13 protein-coding genes are annotated in these 19382 nt (G+C 71.2%); 7 read left to right on the forward strand and 6 right to left on the reverse strand.

Annotated elements, in window-relative coordinates:
• Positions 1-123 precede the first annotated feature (123 nt).
• Both AN216_RS03960 and AN216_RS03965 read left to right on the forward strand, forming a co-directional pair.
• Entirely contained in the window at positions 124-1695 is a 1572-nt protein-coding gene (locus AN216_RS03960) for a peptide MFS transporter (protein ID WP_079166224.1), read from the forward strand.
• Between the two features lie 69 nt (positions 1696-1764).
• On the forward strand, positions 1765-3810 hold the full coding sequence (locus AN216_RS03965) for a CocE/NonD family hydrolase (RefSeq protein ID WP_070195181.1): 2046 nt from the start codon (positions 1765-1767) through the stop codon (positions 3808-3810).
• A 206-nt stretch (positions 3811-4016) separates the two neighbouring features.
• Here AN216_RS03965 and AN216_RS03970 read toward each other — a convergent pair whose 3' ends face one another.
• Entirely contained in the window at positions 4017-5072 is a 1056-nt protein-coding gene (locus AN216_RS03970) for a hypothetical protein (RefSeq protein WP_070195182.1), read from the reverse strand.
• A gap of 178 nt (positions 5073-5250) precedes the next feature.
• Between AN216_RS03970 and AN216_RS03975 the strand changes: the two genes are divergently transcribed.
• Positions 5251-6369 carry an ADP-ribosylglycohydrolase family protein gene (locus AN216_RS03975; RefSeq protein WP_070195183.1) on the forward strand — a complete coding sequence of 373 codons (1119 nt, stop codon included), beginning with the start codon at positions 5251-5253 and terminating at the stop codon, positions 6367-6369.
• Positions 6370-6506: 137 nt separating this feature from the next.
• Here the strand turns inward: AN216_RS03975 and AN216_RS03980 are convergent, their stop codons facing one another.
• The 3 genes from AN216_RS03980 to AN216_RS03990 all read right to left on the reverse strand — a co-directional run bounded on the left by AN216_RS03980 (position 6507) and on the right by AN216_RS03990 (position 8785).
• Positions 6507-6740 (reverse strand): DUF397 domain-containing protein, encoded by a 234-nt coding sequence (locus AN216_RS03980; protein WP_070195184.1) that lies wholly within the window; start codon positions 6738-6740, stop codon positions 6507-6509.
• A gap of 172 nt (positions 6741-6912) precedes the next feature.
• Complete coding sequence (locus tag AN216_RS03985) at positions 6913-7773, reverse strand: helix-turn-helix domain-containing protein (protein ID WP_070195185.1); 861 nt, start codon at positions 7771-7773, stop codon at positions 6913-6915.
• 205 nt (positions 7774-7978) lie between these two features.
• Positions 7979-8785 (reverse strand): GOLPH3/VPS74 family protein, encoded by an 807-nt coding sequence (locus tag AN216_RS03990; RefSeq protein WP_070195186.1) that lies wholly within the window; start codon positions 8783-8785, stop codon positions 7979-7981.
• A gap of 387 nt (positions 8786-9172) precedes the next feature.
• On the opposite strand from AN216_RS03990, the gene AN216_RS03995 reads away from it, so the two are divergent.
• Positions 9173-12106: a serine hydrolase gene (locus AN216_RS03995; RefSeq protein WP_079166225.1), complete on the forward strand. Its 2934-nt coding sequence runs from the start codon at positions 9173-9175 to the stop codon at positions 12104-12106.
• A gap of 67 nt (positions 12107-12173) precedes the next feature.
• A complete protein-coding gene (locus AN216_RS04000) occupies positions 12174-14075 on the forward strand; it encodes an MFS transporter (protein ID WP_244502305.1) in 1902 nt (633 codons plus the stop codon).
• Positions 14076-14094: 19 nt separating this feature from the next.
• Here the strand turns inward: AN216_RS04000 and AN216_RS04005 are convergent, their stop codons facing one another.
• Positions 14095-15699 carry an ATP-dependent DNA ligase gene (locus tag AN216_RS04005; RefSeq protein WP_070195189.1) on the reverse strand — a complete coding sequence of 535 codons (1605 nt, stop codon included), beginning with the start codon at positions 15697-15699 and terminating at the stop codon, positions 14095-14097.
• A 230-nt stretch (positions 15700-15929) separates the two neighbouring features.
• Between AN216_RS04005 and AN216_RS04010 the strand changes: the two genes are divergently transcribed.
• Both AN216_RS04010 and AN216_RS04015 read left to right on the forward strand, forming a co-directional pair.
• Positions 15930-16733 (forward strand): SAM-dependent methyltransferase, encoded by an 804-nt coding sequence (locus AN216_RS04010; RefSeq protein WP_070195190.1) that lies wholly within the window; start codon positions 15930-15932, stop codon positions 16731-16733.
• A gap of 387 nt (positions 16734-17120) precedes the next feature.
• The gene (locus AN216_RS04015; protein WP_070195191.1) at positions 17121-17546 is read left to right on the forward strand and encodes a hypothetical protein; all 426 of its coding nucleotides are present in this window, start codon (positions 17121-17123) and stop codon (positions 17544-17546) included.
• A gap of 132 nt (positions 17547-17678) precedes the next feature.
• Here the strand turns inward: AN216_RS04015 and AN216_RS28560 are convergent, their stop codons facing one another.
• On the reverse strand, positions 17679-18086 hold the full coding sequence (locus AN216_RS28560) for a hypothetical protein (protein WP_139140851.1): 408 nt from the start codon (positions 18084-18086) through the stop codon (positions 17679-17681).
• Positions 18087-19382 lie beyond the last annotated feature (1296 nt).

Consider the following 19382-nt stretch of genomic DNA (forward strand, 5'->3'; position numbering starts at 1 on the left):
CCGCCGTACGCGCGGGTCACTGCCGCCTGTCCGGTATGGCATGAGTCACCTCTGAGCAGTGGTTTTGTTCCACCATTGAACGGACAGCAGAGCCTCTGTCGTATACGTCCACGGGAGAGGCTCGTGTCCACACCGTCGAATTCACGCCACCCGTCCGCCTCCGACGGTGCGGACGTCGGTCCGTCGGCCACCGCCACCGTCGGTACCTCGGCCGGAGCCGAGGGCTCGGGAGCGGGCCGGCGGCGTACCTTCCTAGGCCACCCACGGGGGCTGCTGCCCCTGTCCGGCCTGGAGGTCTGGGAACGGTTCTCCTTCCTCGGGATGCAGGCCATCCTGGTGCTCTACTTCGCGGACGCCGTCGCGGACGGCGGCCTGGGCATGGCCTCCGGCACGGCCGCCTCCGTCGTCGCCGCCTACGGCACGCTCGTCTACCTCTGCTGCGTCCTCGGCGGCTGGCTCGCCGACCGCATCCTCGGCTCCTACCGGGCGGTCCTCTACGGCGGCATCCTCATCGCCTGCGGCCACTACGCCATGGCCCTGCCGGTCGCCGCGGCCACCTGGACCGGGCTCGGGCTGATCGTCCTCGGGACGGGCCTGCTGAAGCCCAACGTCTCCTCCATGGTCGGCAAGCTCTACGACACCGAGGACGACCGGCGGGACGCCGGCTTCGCGCTCTACTACATGGCCATCAACATCGGCGCCTTCCTGGGTCCCCTCATCTCCGGCTGGCTGGGCCAGAAGCAGGGCTGGCACTGGGGCTTCTCGGCCGCCGCCGTCGGCATGACCCTGGGCCTGTGCCAGTACGTCCTGGGGCGCCGGGACCTGGCGGGCCGCACGGAGGGCGCGGAGTTCGCGCTGCCCCCGGCGACGCTGCGCAGGGTCGTCCGGCTGACGCTCGCCGCCGTCGCCCTCCTGGCCGCGCTGGCCTGGGGCCTCGCCACCACCGGCTGGCTCACCATGAGCCGGGTCGTCGACGTCACCTCGGTGCTCTCCGTGCTCGCGCCCGTGGCGTACTTCACCGTGATGTTCCGCAGCCCGCGCACCACCGCCGAGGAGCGCGGCCGGCTGCGACCGTACGTGGTGCTGTTCGGCTCGTCCGTGGTGTTCAACCTCATCCTCTTCCAGTCGTACTCCACGATGACGCTGCTCGCCGCCGATCACGCGGACACCCGGGTCCTCGGCTGGGAGTTCCCCTCCACCTGGTACAACTCCGTGCTGGGTGTGGTCGAGGTCCTCGCCGCGCCGCTGGTCGCAGCGCTCTGGCTGAAGCTGGGCCGGCGCCAGCCGCACGCCGCGCAGAAGATCGCCCTCGGTGTCGTGCTCGGCGGACTGTCGTTCCTCCTGATGGCCTGGGCGGCGGTCGGTCGCGCGGACGACGGCAGCGGCTGGACCATGGCGGCCTGGTGGATCGTCGGCTCGTACGTGCTGCTCGGCACCGGCGATGTCGTCCTGCAGGCCACCGGCATGTCCACCACCACGAAACTGGCCCCCGCCGCCTTCGCGAACCAGACCATGGCGCTGTGGATGCTGTCCATCGCGCTGGCCAACGGGGTGCAGTCGCAGACGGTGCGGTTGTACGACGTGCTGCCCACCGCCGTCTACTTCGGTGTCAACGGAGCGTTCACCGTCGTCGCCGGACTGGCGGTGCTCGCCGCCGTGCCGCGGCTGCGCCGGACCATGGCACCGGTGCACTGAGGGCGCGTCGTCCCACCCGGACCTGAACCCGAACCCGGACCCGTACACCGCGTCTTGAACGAAGGTCTCATGCATATCCGCACCACCGAACAGTTCCCCTACTCGGTCATCGAGGAGGACCTGCGCATCCCCATGCCGGACGGCACCCGGCTGTACGCCCGGGTGTGGCGACCGGACATCGCGGGGCCCGAGCACCCCGTGCCCGTCCTGCTGGAGTACCTGCCCTACCGGCTCAGTGACTGGACCGCGCCCCGGGACGCGCAGCGGCACCCCTGGTACGCCGGGCACGGCTACGCCTCCGTACGCGTCGACGTGCGCGGCCAGGGCAACTCCGAGGGGCTTCCGGGGGACGAGTACGACGAGACCGAACTCGCCGACGGTGTCGCCGTCCTCGAATGGCTCGCCGCGCAACCCTGGTCCACCGGCCGGACCGGCATGTTCGGCATCTCCTGGGGCGGCTTCAACAGCCTCCAACTGGCCGCGCGCGCCCCGGAGTCGCTGCACGCGGTCGTCACCGTCTGTTCGGCCGACGACCGCTACGACAACGACGTGCACTACACCGGCGGCTCGGTGCTGGCCGTGGACATGCACGCCTGGGCGTCCACGATGCTCGCCTTCTTCTCCCGCCCACCGGACCCCCGACACATCGGGGACGACTGGCGGGACATGTGGCGTCAACGGCTCGAGGCCCTCGACCCGTTGATCCACACCTGGCTGGACCACCAGACCCGGGACGACTACTGGAAGCACGGCAGCGTCTGCGAGGACTACTCCGCGATCCAGGCGCCGGTCCTCGCGGTCGGCGGCTGGCACGACCCGTACCGGGACACCGTGCTGCGCCTCGTCGAACACCTGCCACGGGAGGGCACCGCGCCCGTACGCGGCCTGATCGGTCCCTGGTCGCACCAGTATCCGGACCGCGGGCTACCGCCGGGCCCGGCCATCGGCTTCCTGCAGGAGACCCTGCGCTGGTGGGACCACTGGCTCAAGGACGAGGACACCGGCGTCCTCGAGGAGCCGCTGCTGCGCTCCTGGATCAGCGAGTCACATCCACCCGCCACGGTGTACCCCGAACTCCCCGGCCGCTGGGTGGGCGACGCCCGATGGCCGTCCGCCGGCGTGACGATGACGACCTGGGGACTGCCGGGCGCCGCTTCGGCCGGCCCGGTGCTCGTGCGTTCCCCACAGCACACCGGAGTGGACGCGGGCCGGTACTTCCCGTTCGGCAACGACTCCGACCTGCCCCCGGACCAGCGCGAGGAGGACAGCCGTTCGGTCTGCTTCGACTACGACCCGCTCGCGGAACCTCTCGAGATCCTCGGCCGGCCGCGCGTACGGCTGCGCCTCACCAGCGAGGTGCCGCGTGGACAGGTGATCGCCCGGGTGTGCGACGTCGCGCCCGACGGCTCCTCGACCCTGGTCACCCGTGGCGTCCTGAACCTCTCCGCTCGGCACGGTCGGGACCGGGTCGTCGACTGGGAGCCCGGCGCGACCGAGGACGTCGAACTGGACCTGAACGGCATCGGTCACGCCTTCCCCGCCGGTCACCGCATCCGCCTCGCGCTGTCGTCCGCGTACTGGCCGTGGGTCTGGCCGCAACCCGGCAGCGCGGCCGGTTGGTCGGTCGAGCCGGCCGCCTCCGCGCTCGACCTGCCCGTACGGGACGCGGTCGCCGCCGGGGACGCTGAGCGGCCCGCGATCACCTTCGAGGAACCGGAGCAGGCCGAACCCCTGGACGTGCGCTACCCGGAGGTGCCCGGCCAGCGTCCCGAGCGGGTCGTCGTACGGGACGTGGCCGCCGACGAGTGGCGTCTCGAGGTGGACCCGCGCTACGGCGGCACCCGGATCTACCCGGACGGCCTGGAGTTCACCGAGGACGCCCTGGAGACGTACACCATCGGCGCGTCCGACCCGGGCAGTGCGCGGACCCGGTCCGACTGGTCGATCCGGCTGCGGCGACCGGAGCTGGGGTGGGACGTGCGGATACGGGTCCGCAGCGAGATCACCGCGGACGGCGCGGACTTCCGGACCTGGAACGAGGTCGTGTGCGCCGAGGGCGAGACGGAGGTCTTCCGTCGTTGCTGGGAGCGGCGCATTCCGCGTACCGCGGGCTGACCGGGCTCGCGGGCCGGGTGGGCGGACGCTGGGGCGCCCCCACGGGGGTGGGGCGCCCCAGCCGTTCGGGTCGGCGGCCATGCTGTCTGGCGGCGCCGTGACGGGCTGGCGGGCTGCCTGACGATGCCGCCGGGAGCGCGCCTCGACCCACGAGGCTCCCCGCGCTCCGGGTCGCCGCCGGCAGGGCAACGGCGGTGTGGGGCCGGTCAGTTGTGGGCCGGCGCCTTCGCCGTGCCGTAGCAGAAGCACGTCTCGCCGCCCATCCGCAGCATGCGGCCCGGGGGCAGCGGCATCTCGATCGGCTCGTCGACCGGCACGGTCGACCAGTCGATGACGAACGGCCCCCCGTCGGGCTCCGCTGGTATCAGGGTGACCAGATCGTGTCGGGCGATCGGCCTGCTGGGCCGGTGGACCTCCAGCACCAGGCCGAGGCGGTCCGGCAATTCGGCCCTACGGAGGTCACCGGCGCTGGAGCGCAGCACGTCCTCGGCATCGGCCCGCGCGGCGGCGACGGAGCCGAACAGCCGGTGGTGGGTGAGCCATTCCGAGTTGCTGGCCCGGGCCTCGTGCCGCAGCAGCACGAAGCCGTACCGGCGGCGGCGTACCAGGTCGGCGGGCGGTGGGTCGGGCGTCGACACCTCGAGGGCCCGCAGGCAGTCGCGGGCCAGACCGTCCCAGGGGTCGCGCCACAGTGCCTTCTCGTACGCCGCGACCGCGCCGTCCCGGTCGCCGGACCAGGCGAGCGCGTGGCCCAGTTGGAGCGGTGCCATCGGGTCGTCCGGGTCCGCCTCCAGGGCCGCGCGGGCGGCGGACACGGCCTCAGCGACGAACGGTTCGCTGGCCCCGTCCGGGTCCTCCTCCGCCATCCCGCCCAGCGGGGGCGGCTCCGTGTCGTGGTCCCAGCCGGAGTTGAGGTCGTGGTCGACGTCGACGCACAGCCGCAGCGCCAAGGTGGCGGCGGTGGAGCGTCCGAGGGCGACGGTGGCGGCGTTCACCGTGGCGCCGCTCTCGGCGCCGGGAAGCCCGGGGCCGGAAAACCCGAGGTCGGCAAGCTCCGGGCCGGCGGGCGCCTCCTCGGTATTCTCTCCCGGTTCGGACGCGGTCGCGTCGTCGACCGCGTCGTAACAGGCCCGTGCCTCGGAGATCCTCCCCGCGATCCCGTCCGTGTTCCGGTCCTCCCAGAACCGCCACACGCACTCTTCCAGCAGTTCGGCCGCCCGCACCAGGCGGGCGTTCACGTCCTCGTCAGCGCTCTCAGCCATGCTGCGGCATGTTATTTGATCTTTGACGACCCGTGGCACGAAATCGAACACCCGTGGTCTTCGGCCCGGGTCGCCGCCCTTCGGCTCTCGCATAGAGTGCGTGCGCGATGGTACGTACCGTTCGTGGACCGGCGACGCGCGGCGAGCCGGGCAAACCGGCGAGCAGAGGGAGGGCGCAGTGACCGCAGCGGACGGTGACGCGATCTGGGGTCGCACGGAGCAGCAGGACTTCCGCAGCCGGGTGCGCGGTTGCCTGCTGGGCGGGGCGGTCGGCGACGCGCTCGGGGCGGGGATCGAGTTCGACTCGCTGGACGACATCCGGGCCGCCCACGGCGCGGTCGGCATCACCGACTTCGTGCCCGCCTACGGGCGGCGCGGGGCCATCACGGACGACACCCAGATGACGCTGTTCACCATGGACGGGCTGATCCGGGCACACGTACGCCGCGACACCGGCGCCTGGCATCCGCCGACCGACGTGCACGCGGCGTACCGGCGCTGGGCGGCCACGCAGCGGGACTGGGGTCCGGACGAGCGCAAGCGGGAGGACGGCTGGCTGGCGCGCGAGGAGTGGTTGTACGCGCGCCGGGCCCCCGGGAACGCCTGTCTGTCCGGACTGGCGGACGAGCGGATGGGCACCGTGGAGAAGCCGAAGAACCCGGACTCCAAGGGCTGCGGCACGGTGATGCGTTCGGCGCCCTTCGGCTTGTTGGTCGGCTGGGAGCCGAAGCTGGTCTTTCAACTGGCGGTGGAGTGCGCGGCGCAGACCCACGGGCATCCGACCGGCTATCTCGCTGCCGGTGCCTTCGCGGCCATCGTGCACGCGCTGGCGCGCGGCGACTCGCTGGACAACGGGGTGCAGCGGGCACTGGCGCAACTGGCCGCCCGACCCGGGCACGAGGAGACGACGGATGCCTTGAAACGGGCGCTCGGTTCGGTACGCCAGGGGATGCCCTCGGCGGAACGGGTGCAGGCGCTGGGCGAGGGCTGGGTCGCCGAGGAGGCGCTGGCCATCGCCGTCTACTGCGCGCTGGTCGCCGAGGACATGCAGCACGGTCTGCTCCTCGCGGTCAACCACGGTGGTGACAGTGACTCGACGGGCTCGCTCTGCGGCAATCTGCTGGGTGCCATCCATGGTGAGACCGCGCTGCCGCCGGGCTGGGTCGCGGAGTTGGAGGGTCGGGGCACCATCCTGGAGCTGGCCGACGACTTCGCCATGGAGATGACGCAGGGGCCCGCGCTGCACTCGCCCGCGTCCTCCGCGCCGGCCTGGCTGGCACGCTATCCGAGATCCTGACTCGCGACAGCCTGACCACGGGCCGCCGGGGCTTGGACGGCCCGGGCGGTGGGGCAGGACGGGCGCGTGCCCGCACGCGGGGAGGCGTACGCGGGCACGCGAGCGGATGCCCGCGGAGTGTGCGGGCGCGTGAGACGTCAGCCAGCAGCTCTGCTCGACCCGCCGCCCGACCGATCGTCGGCGCCGCGCAGCACCCCCACGAAGCCGCTCCAGGAGCCCGGCTGGAAGCTCAGCGCGGGCCCGTCGGGATGCTTCGAGTCCCGCACCGCGATCGCTCCCAGCGCGGGCGAGGCGATCTCCACGCAGGCGCCGTTTCCGCCCGAGTAGCTCGACTTGAGCCAGCGGGTGGTCCGTCCTTGCTGAATGGCCATTTCTGCTCCCGGTTCTAGAGGCGTGTGATGGACACTACGCGTCATGGGCCGGTAGCAGAGAGAGAGTTCACTCGACCGTGTGGCATATTCCAACCGAGTCTTCACGTCATGCCGAGCCGAGCGCTAACATTCCCCGCCCGCTCCCGAATTGGGCTGTCCCCTCCCGTGCCCCTCAGGCTCGGGCATATGCCTTCGCGACGTCCTCCACGAACTCCCGGGTCTGGTCCGGGTTCAGGGCCTGGGCGCGCAGATGCTCGTACATCACGCTGTAGCTCTGCACGTCGCTGCCCTTCTCCAGATACAGGTCGCTGGTCAGCCCCTCCAGATAGATGACCGTGGAGTCGGAGGCGTCCGGGAACTCCAGGATGGCGTACTGCCCGTTCACTCCCGGATGCGCGCCCATCGTGAACGGCATGACCTGGATCGTGATGTGCGGCTGCTGCGACAGCTCCCGCAGGTGTTCCAACTGCTGTGCCATCACCTGGGGGCCGCCCACCGTGCGCCGCAGCGCGGCCTCGTCCAGCACGGCCCAGAGCCGCAGCGGATGCCGGGGGTTGGTGATGCGCTCCTGCCGTCTGATCCGGACCTGGACCCGGCGCTCTATGTCGGTCGCCGCCGCCTCCGGCAGCGCGCCGGCGATCACCGCCTCGGCGTACGCCGGCGTCTGCAGCAGACCCGGCACCACCTGCGGCTCGTACACCCGCAGCGAGGCCGCGTCCGTCTCCAGGCCGATGTAGACGCTGTACGGGATGTCGCCGAAGGCGTGCCACCAGCCCTGCTGGCGCGACTCCTTGGCCATCTGCATCAGCGAGTCGACGATGCGGTGGTCCTCGACCTCGTACACCCCGCACAGGTCCCGTACGTCCCGCTGGCTGATGCTGCGCCGGCCGTTCTCCAGCCGGCTGATCTTCGACTGCGAGACCAGCAGCCGGTCCGCGACCTCCTCGGCGGTCATGCCCTTGAGTTCGCGCAGTTTGCGCAGCTCCTGGCCCAGCCGCCGGCGACGGACGGTGGGATTGACGATGGACGCCACAGCAACAGCACCTCCGTAAGTACCCCTGCTCACCAGCAGGTTGCCACCACCATGAGTGGCGATGCCGGCAAATGGCAACAGAGGGTGCTGGGTCGAGCACGCGCGGGATGGCGAACCTGTGATCGCCCGGCACCCGGGGACGGACCTGATCGACCACCCCGCACGCGCTCACCGTGGCTGATGCGGCGCTACGTCGGCTTCGCGGTCACCCGGCGCGCGCCATGTGACCCACCGGCGCTGGCTGCCGGGTCTGTTCGGGGACCTGTCGTGGTCCCGGCGGTGCGCCGGCCGGGTCAGCGGCCGTCGCGGGTGGTGCCGAGCCCGTACGCTGCTGGGCGGGCGCGGTGCGGCCACCTGAGCCGCCGCCTCCACCTCGCCGCGACTGCGCGGCGGAACCGTTCTGCACGTCCAGCACGGCGTGCGCGACCAGGCCGCCCATCGGGTCGTGCCGAATCAGGTCCCGCAGGCGCGAGCGGCACGAACGGCCCTCGTTCCCCGGATAGAGGTGCTTGCCGAGGCCGACCGCGTGGGCCAGCGCGGCGAGCGCCGCGGTCCGCGGGTCCGGCGGTACGCCGGTGCGGATCGCGTTGTCCAGTCGATGCCTGATCTCCCTGCTGACCGCCGAGTCGGACGCCTGGTAGCGCGTCGTCGGCAGCACTCCGCACACCTGACCGGTTACGGCGTGTACCATTCCGCAACGTTCCAGATGTGAGAGATATGTCTGACGAAGCCCCAACCGGGGCCCGCCTATCCAGTGGACCGCTCGCACCGGGCTGCCACGCCTTCGCAGCAACTCCAGCGCGGAGTCCAGCGTCGGATCTCCTGTCGGCCGTGGCACGACCACGGCGATACGATCCCCGTCTGGGGCTATCCGTCCTGCCAGAGCCAGCTCGACTAGCTGGGCCCCGGCCAAGCCGAGGTCGAGCGACTGCGGCTGCGCAGTGGTACCCGTGGTCGGGTCCAGTGCGAGCAACAGAAGCTCCTCCGGGATTGTTCTGCGGCTCCTGCCCATCCAAGCCTCCCCGCGTGGATGCATGACAGGGTGACCCCTCTCACATTGGTCTGTCGAGAGTGCCTGGTCGGTATGTACGGGAACCAGTAGCTATGTCGTTCTCGTCTTCAGGGTGGGCTTGGTGCGGCGGACGGCCCCCGCGGGCGGATCTCCTCGGCGGAGACCGCGCGCCGCGTCGGACACTGTTAACTGGTAGGGCGAGCGAGAACCCAGGAGGTATTGGTGGCGGGCGAATCCCCCGGTGAGTCGGAGCGGGAGAGGACGTCGGGGGAAACGACGGAGAGCACCCGGAAGGTTCCACCAGAACGGCGCGAGAGTTCCGGCAAGGGCGAGGGCCGGGGCCGTACGAGGCGCTCGGAGGGCGGCGCGAGCGGGCCGGAGAGCGCTGTGAGGGATGCCGCGGACGCGGCGGAGGACGGCGCTGAGAGCGCCGCGGAGGACGTCGACCAGGGGCCGGCGCCCGAGGCCGCCGCGGAGGCGGAGAAGCGGGCGCGTACGGGCGGGAGCGCGAAGTCCGGTGGGCCTGGGCAGTCCCGCCAGGGCGGTGCGAAGTCGGGCACGAGCGGCGGGAAGGCGCGTACGACCGGGAAGCCGGTCGCTGGCGGGAAGCCGGCGGGCGAGGCGGGTTCCTCGGCGGCGAAGGCCGGCCCGTCCGCGAAGGCTGGCTCCTCCGCGAAAGCTGGCTCGTCCGGGGCGAAGGAGGAGCCTCGCGAGGCCGCCGATCCTCGTGCCACCGCTGACCGGGCCGGGGGTGCCAAAGGTCCGGCTCAGGAGGACGCGCCCACCGCGATGTTCAGCGTGGTGCGTCCCGAACAGGGCCGGGGCAAGGGCGGTCGGGAGGAAGAGGACGCGCCTCAGCGTCGTGCCGAGCAGATGACCTCGGCCTTCTTCGGGGCGCCCAGGGGCGGAGCGGAGACCGAGGCGTCCTCGTCCTCCGCTGACCCGGACACGGGCGAAGGCACGGACGAAGGCACGGACGAAGGGGCGGACGCTCCGGAAGCCGCCGGCGCCAAGCCGGCCGGCGAGGCCGGCGAGGCCGGCGGGGCGGAGGGGAAGAGCGCGCCGTCCGGACCTTCGAAGGAGTCGGGAGACAGTCCGACCACTGCGATCCGGGTGCCCCGGCAGGAGGACGGCGAGGCGAAGCCGTCGGCCCCGACGAAGAGCACCAAGGGCGCAAAGGACGTAAAGGGCGCAAAGGATACGAAGAGCCCGAAGGCGGAGAAAGCCGCGAAGAGTTCGAAGGGGGCCGGCGGCTCAACAGGGGCGAAGGCCCCGAAGGAGTCGAAGGGTTCCCAGGGCTCCCAGGTGCCCGGGAAGGCCGAGGACTCCCAGAGCTCCCGGGGCTCCACGACCGAGAAGGGCGTGCGGTCCCCGGCGAGTGCTGCGAAGAGCCCTGAGAGCGGTGCGGAGGAGCCGAAGGACTCGGAGGGGACGAAGTCCCCGAAGGCGGAGAAGGACAGCCCGACGACGACGCTGCGCTCTCCCCGCTCGGAGGGCGGGAAGGCGAAGGACTCCGCGGGGTCCAAGTCCGCCCAGCCCGTCGCGGAGTCCGGGCCCGCGGAGCCCTCCGAGGAAGCCGGGGCGCCGGAGTCGGCGGGGGAGTCCAAGCCCGCGCCGGACGCCAAGCCCGCCAGGGACTCCGGTGCTTCGGGAGGTTCGAAGGGTCAGGGGGACACTCCGACGACGGCCCTGCGGGCTCCTCGGAAGGCAGAGCCGGCCCCCGCCGAGAGCGAGTCCGAGCGCACCAGCCAGTTCGTGCCGCTGCGGTCGGCCGAGGATCAGCCGCGCTCCAAGCCCAGGTCCGAGCCGGCCACATCGGAACCGGCCAAGCCCAGGTCCGAGCCGGCCACATCGGAACCGGCCAAGCCCGAGCAGCCCAAGCCCGAGCAGGCCGCGCCCGCCGTACCCCCCAAGCCGCCGTCCCCGCCCGGGCAGCCGCCGGCCGGGGCACCGGGAGCGAGCGCTACCACGGGTGCCGCCCTCCCGGACGCGGCGATGCCGCCGAGCGAGGAGACTACCCAGCAGCCCGTCCCGGACCCGCCGCCGCTGGACCTGCTGGCGCAGCTGACCAACAAGCCGCCGCCGCCCGAGACACCGCTGCGGACCGCCGTGCGACGCGTCAAGATCTGGACGCCGCTGGTCATGCTCTTGGTGCTGGTCTTCATGGTGGTGCAGGCGGTACGCCCGCTGCCGGAAGCGTCGTTGACCATGTCCGCGCCCAGCTCGTACGCCTTCGACGGAGCCAAGCCGTCGATGCCGTGGCCCAGCGAGGGCCAGGCGGCGCTCGAGGTGTCCGGGCTGGGGAAGCTGGGTTCGTACGGGCCGCAGAAGGCCGTACCGATCGGCAGCGTGGCGAAGACCATGACCGCCTACGTGGTGCTACAGAAGCACGAGTTGAAGCCGGGCAAGCCGGGACCGCCGATCACCGTGGACAAGAAGGCGGAGGAGGGCGGCAAGCGTGGCGCGGGCAACGGCGACGAGTCCGTGCTGGACACCGTCAAGGAAGGCGACAAGCTGACCCTGCGGCAGGCCCTGTCCGCGATGATGATCCCGTCCGCGAACAACATCGCCCGGCTGCTCGCGCGCTGGACGAGCGGCTCGGAGGCGGAGTTCGTCAAGGACATGAACGAGGCCGCCGAGCAGTTGGGCATGAGCAGGACGACCTACACCGATCCGAGCGGACTCCGCGAGTCCACCGAGAGCACCGCGGCGGACCAGGTGAAGCTGGGCAAGGAGGTGATGGAGATCCCCGCCCTGGTGGAGATCACCAAGTTGCCCACCTGGACCGACCCGTCCGGCAAGAAGTGGCGGAACTACAACACCCTGGTGCCGTTCGACGGAGCCATCGGCATCAAGACGGGAAGTACGACGGCGGCCGGCGGCAACCTGCTCTTCGCGGGCCGGAAGTCCGTCGGCGGCACGACGCAGCTGATCGTGGGCGCCGTGCTGGGTCAGCACAAGCCGCCGATAATCGACACCGCCAACGCGGTCAGCAAGCAGTTGCTCACCGCGGCCCAGGACACCCTCGAGGATCACAAGGTGATCAAGAAGGGCGAGGTCGTCGGAGAGGTCGAGGACGGCCTCGGCGGCAGTACGCCCGTCGTCGCCACCGAGGACGTCTCGGTGGTCGGTTGGCCCGGCCTGAAGGTGCGCCTGGACCTGGAGGAAGGCGAGGAGGGCGTGCCGCACTCGGCGGAGGCGGGTGAGAAGGTGGGGGTTCTGACCGCTGGTGACGGGCCGGGTCAGGTGAAGGTGCCGGTGGCGCTTCAGGAAGGTCTTGTGGAGCCGGGGTTCGGGGACAAGCTGACTCGGATTCTGTGACGCAGGGTTCTCCCAGGTCGGTAGTCTGATCCGAGCGGGAGGCCTCGGGGGAAGAATGAGGGGCGCAGTGACGACCATACGGCCGCCGCGGCTGCCGGCGACGGACGAGGAAACCGCCGGCAGTGACACCGGAAGCAGCGGGACAGCAGCCGGCAGGGACCGGGCCGGGGTCGATCGGGCCGGCAGCGGCCGGTTCGCGAGCGGCACGCTGGCCTCGCTGCTGGCCAGAGTGCCCGGTCGAGGCCGCTGGTGGTTCCCGATCGCCGCCGCCATGCTGTTCGGCTCGGTGTTGCACCTGGTGTGGCTGTGGCTCATCGCCAGCGGTGGCGGTGACCTCGCCGCGCAGGACGCCTGGGCGGAGTTCGTCGGCCAGCACCCCGACTCGGCGTACAACCTGGCCTGGTACGGCGGCATGCACCCCGTCTCGTACAGCGTGATCTCGCCGTATCTCATGGCGGTGGTCGGCGTGCGCCCGGTCCTGATCCTCTCCGGTGTGTTGTCCGCGGGGGTGCTGGCACTGATCCTCGTGCGCTCCAGCGGCGTACGACGCCCGCTTGTCCCCGCGTTGGCGGGGGCGTTCAGCTTCGTGTGCAACGCGGCTTCCGGACGGGTCACCTTCGCGCTGGGCACGCTCTTCGCGCTGCTGGCGATCGCCGCGATCTGGAGTTGGCCGGGGCGGTGGCGGCACGCGCGGAAGACCCGCGGGGCGGTGGTGGCGCTGTTCTCGGCGCTGTCCACCGCGGGCAGTCCGGTCGCGGCGCTGTTCCTCCTGGTGGTGGCGGGGGCGCTGGTGCTCGAGCGGCGCTGGCGGATCGCCCTGGCGCTGGCGTTGCCGCCGCCGGTGATGGTGGGGCTCAGCGCGCTGTTCTTCCCGTTCTCCGGCACCCAGCCGATGCCCTGGCACTCCGTGGTGTTCCCGCTGGCCTCCGCGCTGCTGGTGCGCTTCCTCGTACCGAGCGACTGGCGGGTGGTGCGCAGAAGCGCCGAGGTGTACGCCCTGGGCGTGGTGTTGACCTGGGCGATCCCCTCCCAGGTCGGGTCGAACGTGGAGCGCCTCGGGCTGCACTTCGGCACCGTGGTCCTGGCGACCCTCATCCCGCTCACGATGCGTCGCACCCGTCGTCGCGCCGCGCTCGTCATCGCGTTGGTCATCGTGGGCGGGTGGCAACTCGTGAAGCCGACCTACGACGTGATCGCGACGACCCCGGAGGCGTCCTGGGCACACGAGTTGGCCCCGCTCGTACACCAGCTGAAGAAGGTCGACGCCGACCGCGGTCGGGTCGAGGTGGTGCCGGTGCAGAGCCACCGGGAGTCCTCGGCCTTCACGCAGTACGTCAACCTCGCCCGTGGCTGGAGCCGTCAGGCGGACACCGGGCGCAACCCGATGTTCTACGACGAGGACGGCTTCTCGCCGGAGCGCTACCACGACTGGCTGAAGCGTTGGGCGGTGCGGTATGTCGTGCTGTCCTCCGACGAGCCGGATGTCGCGGCGAAGCAGGAGGCCAAGCTGGTGCGTTCGGGACCGGACTTTCTGGAGAAGGTCTGGCAGGACGACAACTGGAAGCTGTACCGCGTGCGGGAGCCGGAGCCGCTGGCGAGTCCGCCCGCGGAGGACTCCACCGCGTCCGCCGGCAGCGTCACCGTGAAGGTGCGGGAGGCGGGTGAGGTGCTGGTCCGCATCCCGTGGTCGCCGTGGCTGGGCCTGGTCACCGAGGAGGGCAAGCGGATCGAGGAGCCGGCCGAGGAGGGAGCCAACCGGAACGGCTGTCTCCGCCCCGCCGAGCCGATGCCCAGCGACCCGACGGCTCCCCCGCCGGGGGAGGAGGACGCCGAGGAGGAGGCGAAGGAGCGGCCGACGGACGAGTGGACGGTCCTGGAGGCCCCACGCGCCGGCACGTACCGCATCGCCGCGCCGTACCGGCTGCCGCGCGGCACGGCGTGCCCGGACAGTTCGGATGGTGGGAGCTGAGGCTACGGGCGGGTCGGGATCAGCTGGGCGGCAGCGCGGCGAGCACCGCGTCGACGGTGTCCGCCTCGGCTGCCGGCTTGTCCTCCCGGTAGCGCACCACGCGTGCGAAACGCAGCGTCACCCCGGCCGGATAGCGGGAGGACCGCTGCACGCCGTCGTACGCCACCTCCACCACCAACTCGGGCCGTACGACCACACCCCACGGCTCGTGGCGTACGGCGATCCGTGGCAGTCGCTCGGTCTGCCAGGCCAGCAGGGCGTCCGTCAGACCCTTGAACGTCTTGCCGAGCATGGCGTACGACCCGTCCGCGGCGCGCGCTCCCAGGTGCAGGTTGGACAGCGTGCCGGTGCGCCGGCCATGGCCCCACTCGGCGCCGAGGACGACCAGATCGAGCGTGCGTACCGGCTTCACCTTCAGCCAGGTCGCGCCACGCCGGCCCGCGCTGTACGGCGTGTCCAGGGACTTGACCAGCACGCCCTCCTGGCCGCCCGCCAGGGCCGCGGCGGCGAACTCCCGCGCCTCCGCCCGCCCGGGGACGGGCCCCGCCTCATCGGTTGGGACCGGCTCCGCTGCCGGCTCCGGCCCTGGCCGCGCCTCCGCCGCCGGCTCCGGTACGACCTCCGTACGTCGCACCCGTAGCGTCGCCGGCACGACCCGCTCGAGCTGCGACTGTCGCTGACGGGCGGGGAGATCGAGCAGGTCCCGGCCGTCGACGTACAACAGGTCGAAGAACGCCACCGAGATCGGCAGGCTCTCGCTCGCGCCCGGGATGTCCAACCGGGCGCCGATCCGGGCCGAGGTCTCCTGGAACGGCCGTGGCCTGCCGTCCTGCCCGAGCGCGATCGCCTCACCGTCCAGCACCGCGCTCTCCGCGTCCACTTCCCGCACCGCGGCCACCACCTCCGGCAGTCGGTCGGTCAGTTCCTCCAACGTGCGGCTGTAGAGGCGTACGTCCCGCCCGGAACGGTGCGCCTGCACCCGTACGCCGTCCAGCTTCTCCTCCAGGGCGCAGGCACCGAGTCGGTCCAGGGCCTCGTCCACGTCCTTGGCGGACCGCGCCAGCATGGGGAGCACCGGGCGGCCCACCTCGAGCCGGAACTCGGCGAGCGCTTCCGGCCCGCGCCCCAACAGCGCCCGCGCGACCGCGCCCAGGGAGCCACCCAGCATCACCGCGCGGCGTACCGCCTCGGGGGACGCCTCAGCGGCGGCGGCCAGTGCCTCCACGGCGAGCGCGTCGAGCGCGCCCTGACGCAGCTCGCCACCGATCAGTCGGATCAGGAAGTCCTGTTCCTCGGCGGTGGCGGCGGCCAGCAACTCGTGTAGCAGCCGCCTGCGTTCGGCCTGTGCGCCGCGGCCGGCGACGGTGGCGAGCGCGTCCAGGGCGGCGTGCACCTCGTACACGGTGAGCCGGGCGGTGGCGGCCGGTGTCGGGGGGTCGGTGAGCGAGCGCCAGCCGACGCCCGTACGGCGCTGGGGCAGGCGGCCGGCGAGATAGGTGACGACGATGGGCGCCTCGGTTGGTTCCGTCTCGCGGAGCAGCCTGGCGAGCAGCGCGACCTTCCGCGTACGGGCGGACGCGGCCGTGACGGCGAGAGAGGTACGTGCGAGGTCAGCCAGCAGCATGCGGCCATGGTGCCCCGAGGGCGGGCGGGGTGGCGGCAGCGTACGGCGGGCGGCGCGTCCCGACGGCGGAGGCGCGTGCGGACGCCGGCGCGCGGGCCCGGTGCGGTGCGGGAACGGCTTGCTTGAATGCTTAATTGACGTAGCGTCAACGGAAGTCACCGTGGGATGATTCCGCGCATTCACGGGATCGCGTTCAGCGCGCACGACGCAGTGCGGAAGATGAGGCCAGCATGCAGGACGCAAGGCAGCCCGAAGTCGACGTGACCACGGCGAGCGTGGCTCGTATGTACGACTTCGCCCTGGACGGCAAGGACAACTACGCGGTGGATCGCGCCGCGGTGGCCGAGCTGTACAAGATCGCTCCGAGTTCCAAGCCGCTGGCGCTGGGGAACCGACGCTTCCTCCAACGTGCGGTGCGGTGGCTGGCGGAGGAACACGGCGTGCGGCAGTTCCTGGACCACGGCTCCGGGTTGCCCACCCAGGACAACGTGCACCAGGTCGCACAGCGGGTCGATCCGGACTCGCGGGTGGTGTACGTCGACAACGACCCCATCGTGCTCGCGCACGGCCGAGCGCTGTTGCAGGAGGACGACCGTACGGCCGTTATCCAGGCGGACATGCGGGACAGCGAGGAGATCTTCGGACACCCCGAGGTGCGACGCCTGTTGGACCTTTCACAGCCGGTCGCCGCGCTGTTCGTGTCCGTCATGCACTGCGTCTCCGACCCGGACCCGGAGGAACTGCTGGCGCGGGTGCTCGAGCGGCTGCCTTCCGGCAGCTTCCTGGTGCTCAACCAACTGGTGAGTGAACACGCCGACAAGCGGGAGGAGTTCACCCGCTTCATGCACGACAGCACCGAGGGCAACTGGGGGCGGGTGCGCGAGGTGCCGGAGGTGAAGCGGTACTTCGAGGGCTTGGAGGTCGTGTCGCCCGGGCTCGGCAGGATCAACGACTGGCGCCCGGACACGGACCTCGGGCCTCGCCAGGAGACCGACGAGTGGTACGAGTTCGGAGGCGTCGCCCGTATCCCGTAGGGGTCGTCTCGGCAGTTCGCGTGGTGCGCGGGTCGGTTTCGCCGGCCCGCGCACCGCTGTGTCGTGGGGCGTGAGCTGAGTACGGATGCTCATGCGGCACGCGGTGAAGCGCCCGCAGGATGCGCACACCGGCGTGTGAACGGTGTTGCCTCGACGGGTGGTTGAGACCACACGCGGTATCCGATTCGCACGATGGTGCGATGGATGCAATGGTTACTATGATGACGCGGGTTTTAACTGTCGGTAGTGGATGCGCGGATGGCGACGGACGGGGGAGCAATGGCCGGTGAACAGGGCAGAGACACGTCCGGATCGCAGGGCGTGTCGCTTCAGTTGGCGAAGGCCGCGCCCACGAGCCCGGGAGCGCTGGTGCCAGGACCCGGGCGGATGCGCTCGGAGATCGAGTCGATGCGGGGGTTCAAGGCGCGGGTGGACGCCTTGTTGGAGGAGCTGACCGGATCGGACGCGGATTCCGGGCGGTTGGGTCAGGAGGGGATGGCTGCGACGACCTTGGGTGGGGAATTCCTCGAGGCGTCCGTGCTGCATCAGGGGTATGACCAGGTGATCCAACAACTGACACGGTTGTCCCGGATGTTGTCCGGACAGGTGGACGGGCTGGGCACGGCGGTGCGGGCCGCGAGCAACGGATACGAGGGTGTGGACGAGGACGCGCGTCGCCGCATGTGGGCGATCCAGAAACGTGCGGAGAGCAGGTACGACGCGAAGCTCGATCCGTACGCGGTGCGGAACGAGGACGGCAGCTACGACACCGGAGGGGGCAAGCCGCAGGGTACGGGTGAAGGGGGTTACTGAGGGCTGTTGCCGGCGCTCTCCGTAGGGCTTGTCCGTCTGTCGTGTGACGTGTGTGGGGAGGGGTGGGACTGTGGCTGGGTCTGGTGGGTTGGAGGGTCCGTTCGCTGGTGCGGGGGAGATCTTCACCGACTTCTATGCGGTGACGGATTTCGCGGGGTATTCGCATGAGGAGTTGTTGGGGATGGTGGAGGGGGCTGATCCGGAGGAGTCGCAGCGGTTGGGGGAGAAGCTGGTGCGGGCGGCGAAGGTGATCGAGAAGATCGGGGATGACTTGAAGCGGCATGTGCCGCGGGTGGATTGGGAGGGGGAGGGCGCGGCGGAGTGTGGGGTGTGGAGTAACGAGATGGCGAGTGCGGCGTTGCGGTTGGGGTTGATGAGTCGGGGTGCGGGTGAGGCGATGCAGGGTGCGGCGCAGGTGTTGCGTGAGGTGCGGCGGGATATGCCGACGCCGTCAGCCGAGGCGCGTGGGGTGATCGAGGGGTTCGAGGTGCTGAACCCGGGTGGCTTGGAGGGGCGCAGTCCGCTGGCGCCGTCGCACAAGTCCAACGGTCCGGGGCCGTCGTACGAGGAGGCGTACGCGGCACAGGAGCAGTTGGCCGACCAGCATGGTGAGGCGGTGCGCCAGATGGAGAAGCTGGCCCGGTCCTACGGACAGACCACCGTGACACTCCAACAGCTGGAGCGGCCTACTTTCCCACCCATGCCCGAAGCCATGATGCCGCCACCGATGGAGAACATTCGTCCTTCAATGCGACATGTGGCGCATGGAACGTCCGGCTACCACGAGCCCACGTTTGATGTGACGACTCAGTCGCCGGGGGCGGCTGCCGAGACTTCTGTTGCTGGCCGCTCCGAAGGCTTCATCGCCGGGCCAGGAACGTCTGATCGAGATGTTTCCGTTGATGTGGCGGGTGGGGTGAGGGTTCCGGAGGGGCCTTCGGTGTCGCCTTCTGGGCCGGGTCCTGCTCAGCAGGGTCCTGGGCTTGGTTCGGGTCCGGCGTCGGAGGGGCCTGTGGTGGGTCCTGTGCCGCCGGGGCGTGTGCCGCCGGGGTCGGGTCCGCCGGTGGGGCCTCGGCCGCCGATCTCCGCTGGCCCGACGGTGCCCAAGCCACCCAGCGGGCCAGGGGATTCGTCGGGCCGTCCACCGGGGGCGAACACCTCTCCGATGGGGCCGCGTCCGGGGACGCGTCCGCCCGGGGATGGGATTCAGGCGGGCCGGCCGATCAACCAACCCAGCCAGCAACCGCGTTCGATCCCCCGTCCCACGGTGGTCGGTGGTGAGCAGCCGGGCCAGAACCAGCAAGCCCGTCCTCCGGGCTACCGCCCACCGACCGGCATGCCCGGGACTGGCGGACCGGTAGNCCAGTCACGCCCACCGGGCTACCGCCCACCGACCGGCATGCCCGGGACTGGCGGACCGGTAGGCCAGCAAAGCCCGGGCGGTGGGCGCAGGCTTGCCTCCCAACCTGGTGGCCCGGCCGGTCTTCCACGCTCGGGTGTCATACCGCCAGGACGGCCCTTCACCCCGGGCGGTACGGGACTGGTGCGCCCGGCGGCGCAGGGCGGCAACGAGGCTTCGCCACGCTCCAGCCACCCCGCCGGCCGAGGACCAGGCGCCACGGGTCCTACTGCTGGGCGCCGGGACGAGCGCGAGCATGGGTCAGAGCGCCCGGACTATCTCGTGGAGGATGAGGAGACCTGGACGCGATCTACTCCTCGTACCGCCCCGCCTGTTGTCGAGTGACCCGAGACTGGGAGCAGACGAACCACATGCGTAGCTACGGTCCTGGTCGGGCCGCACTGAGGAACCTCTCGGCAACGGCACTCGCGCTGGCC

The sequence above is a fragment of the Streptomyces oceani genome, assembly GCF_001751245.1.
GTDB lineage: Bacteria > Actinomycetota > Actinomycetes > Streptomycetales > Streptomycetaceae > Streptomyces > Streptomyces oceani.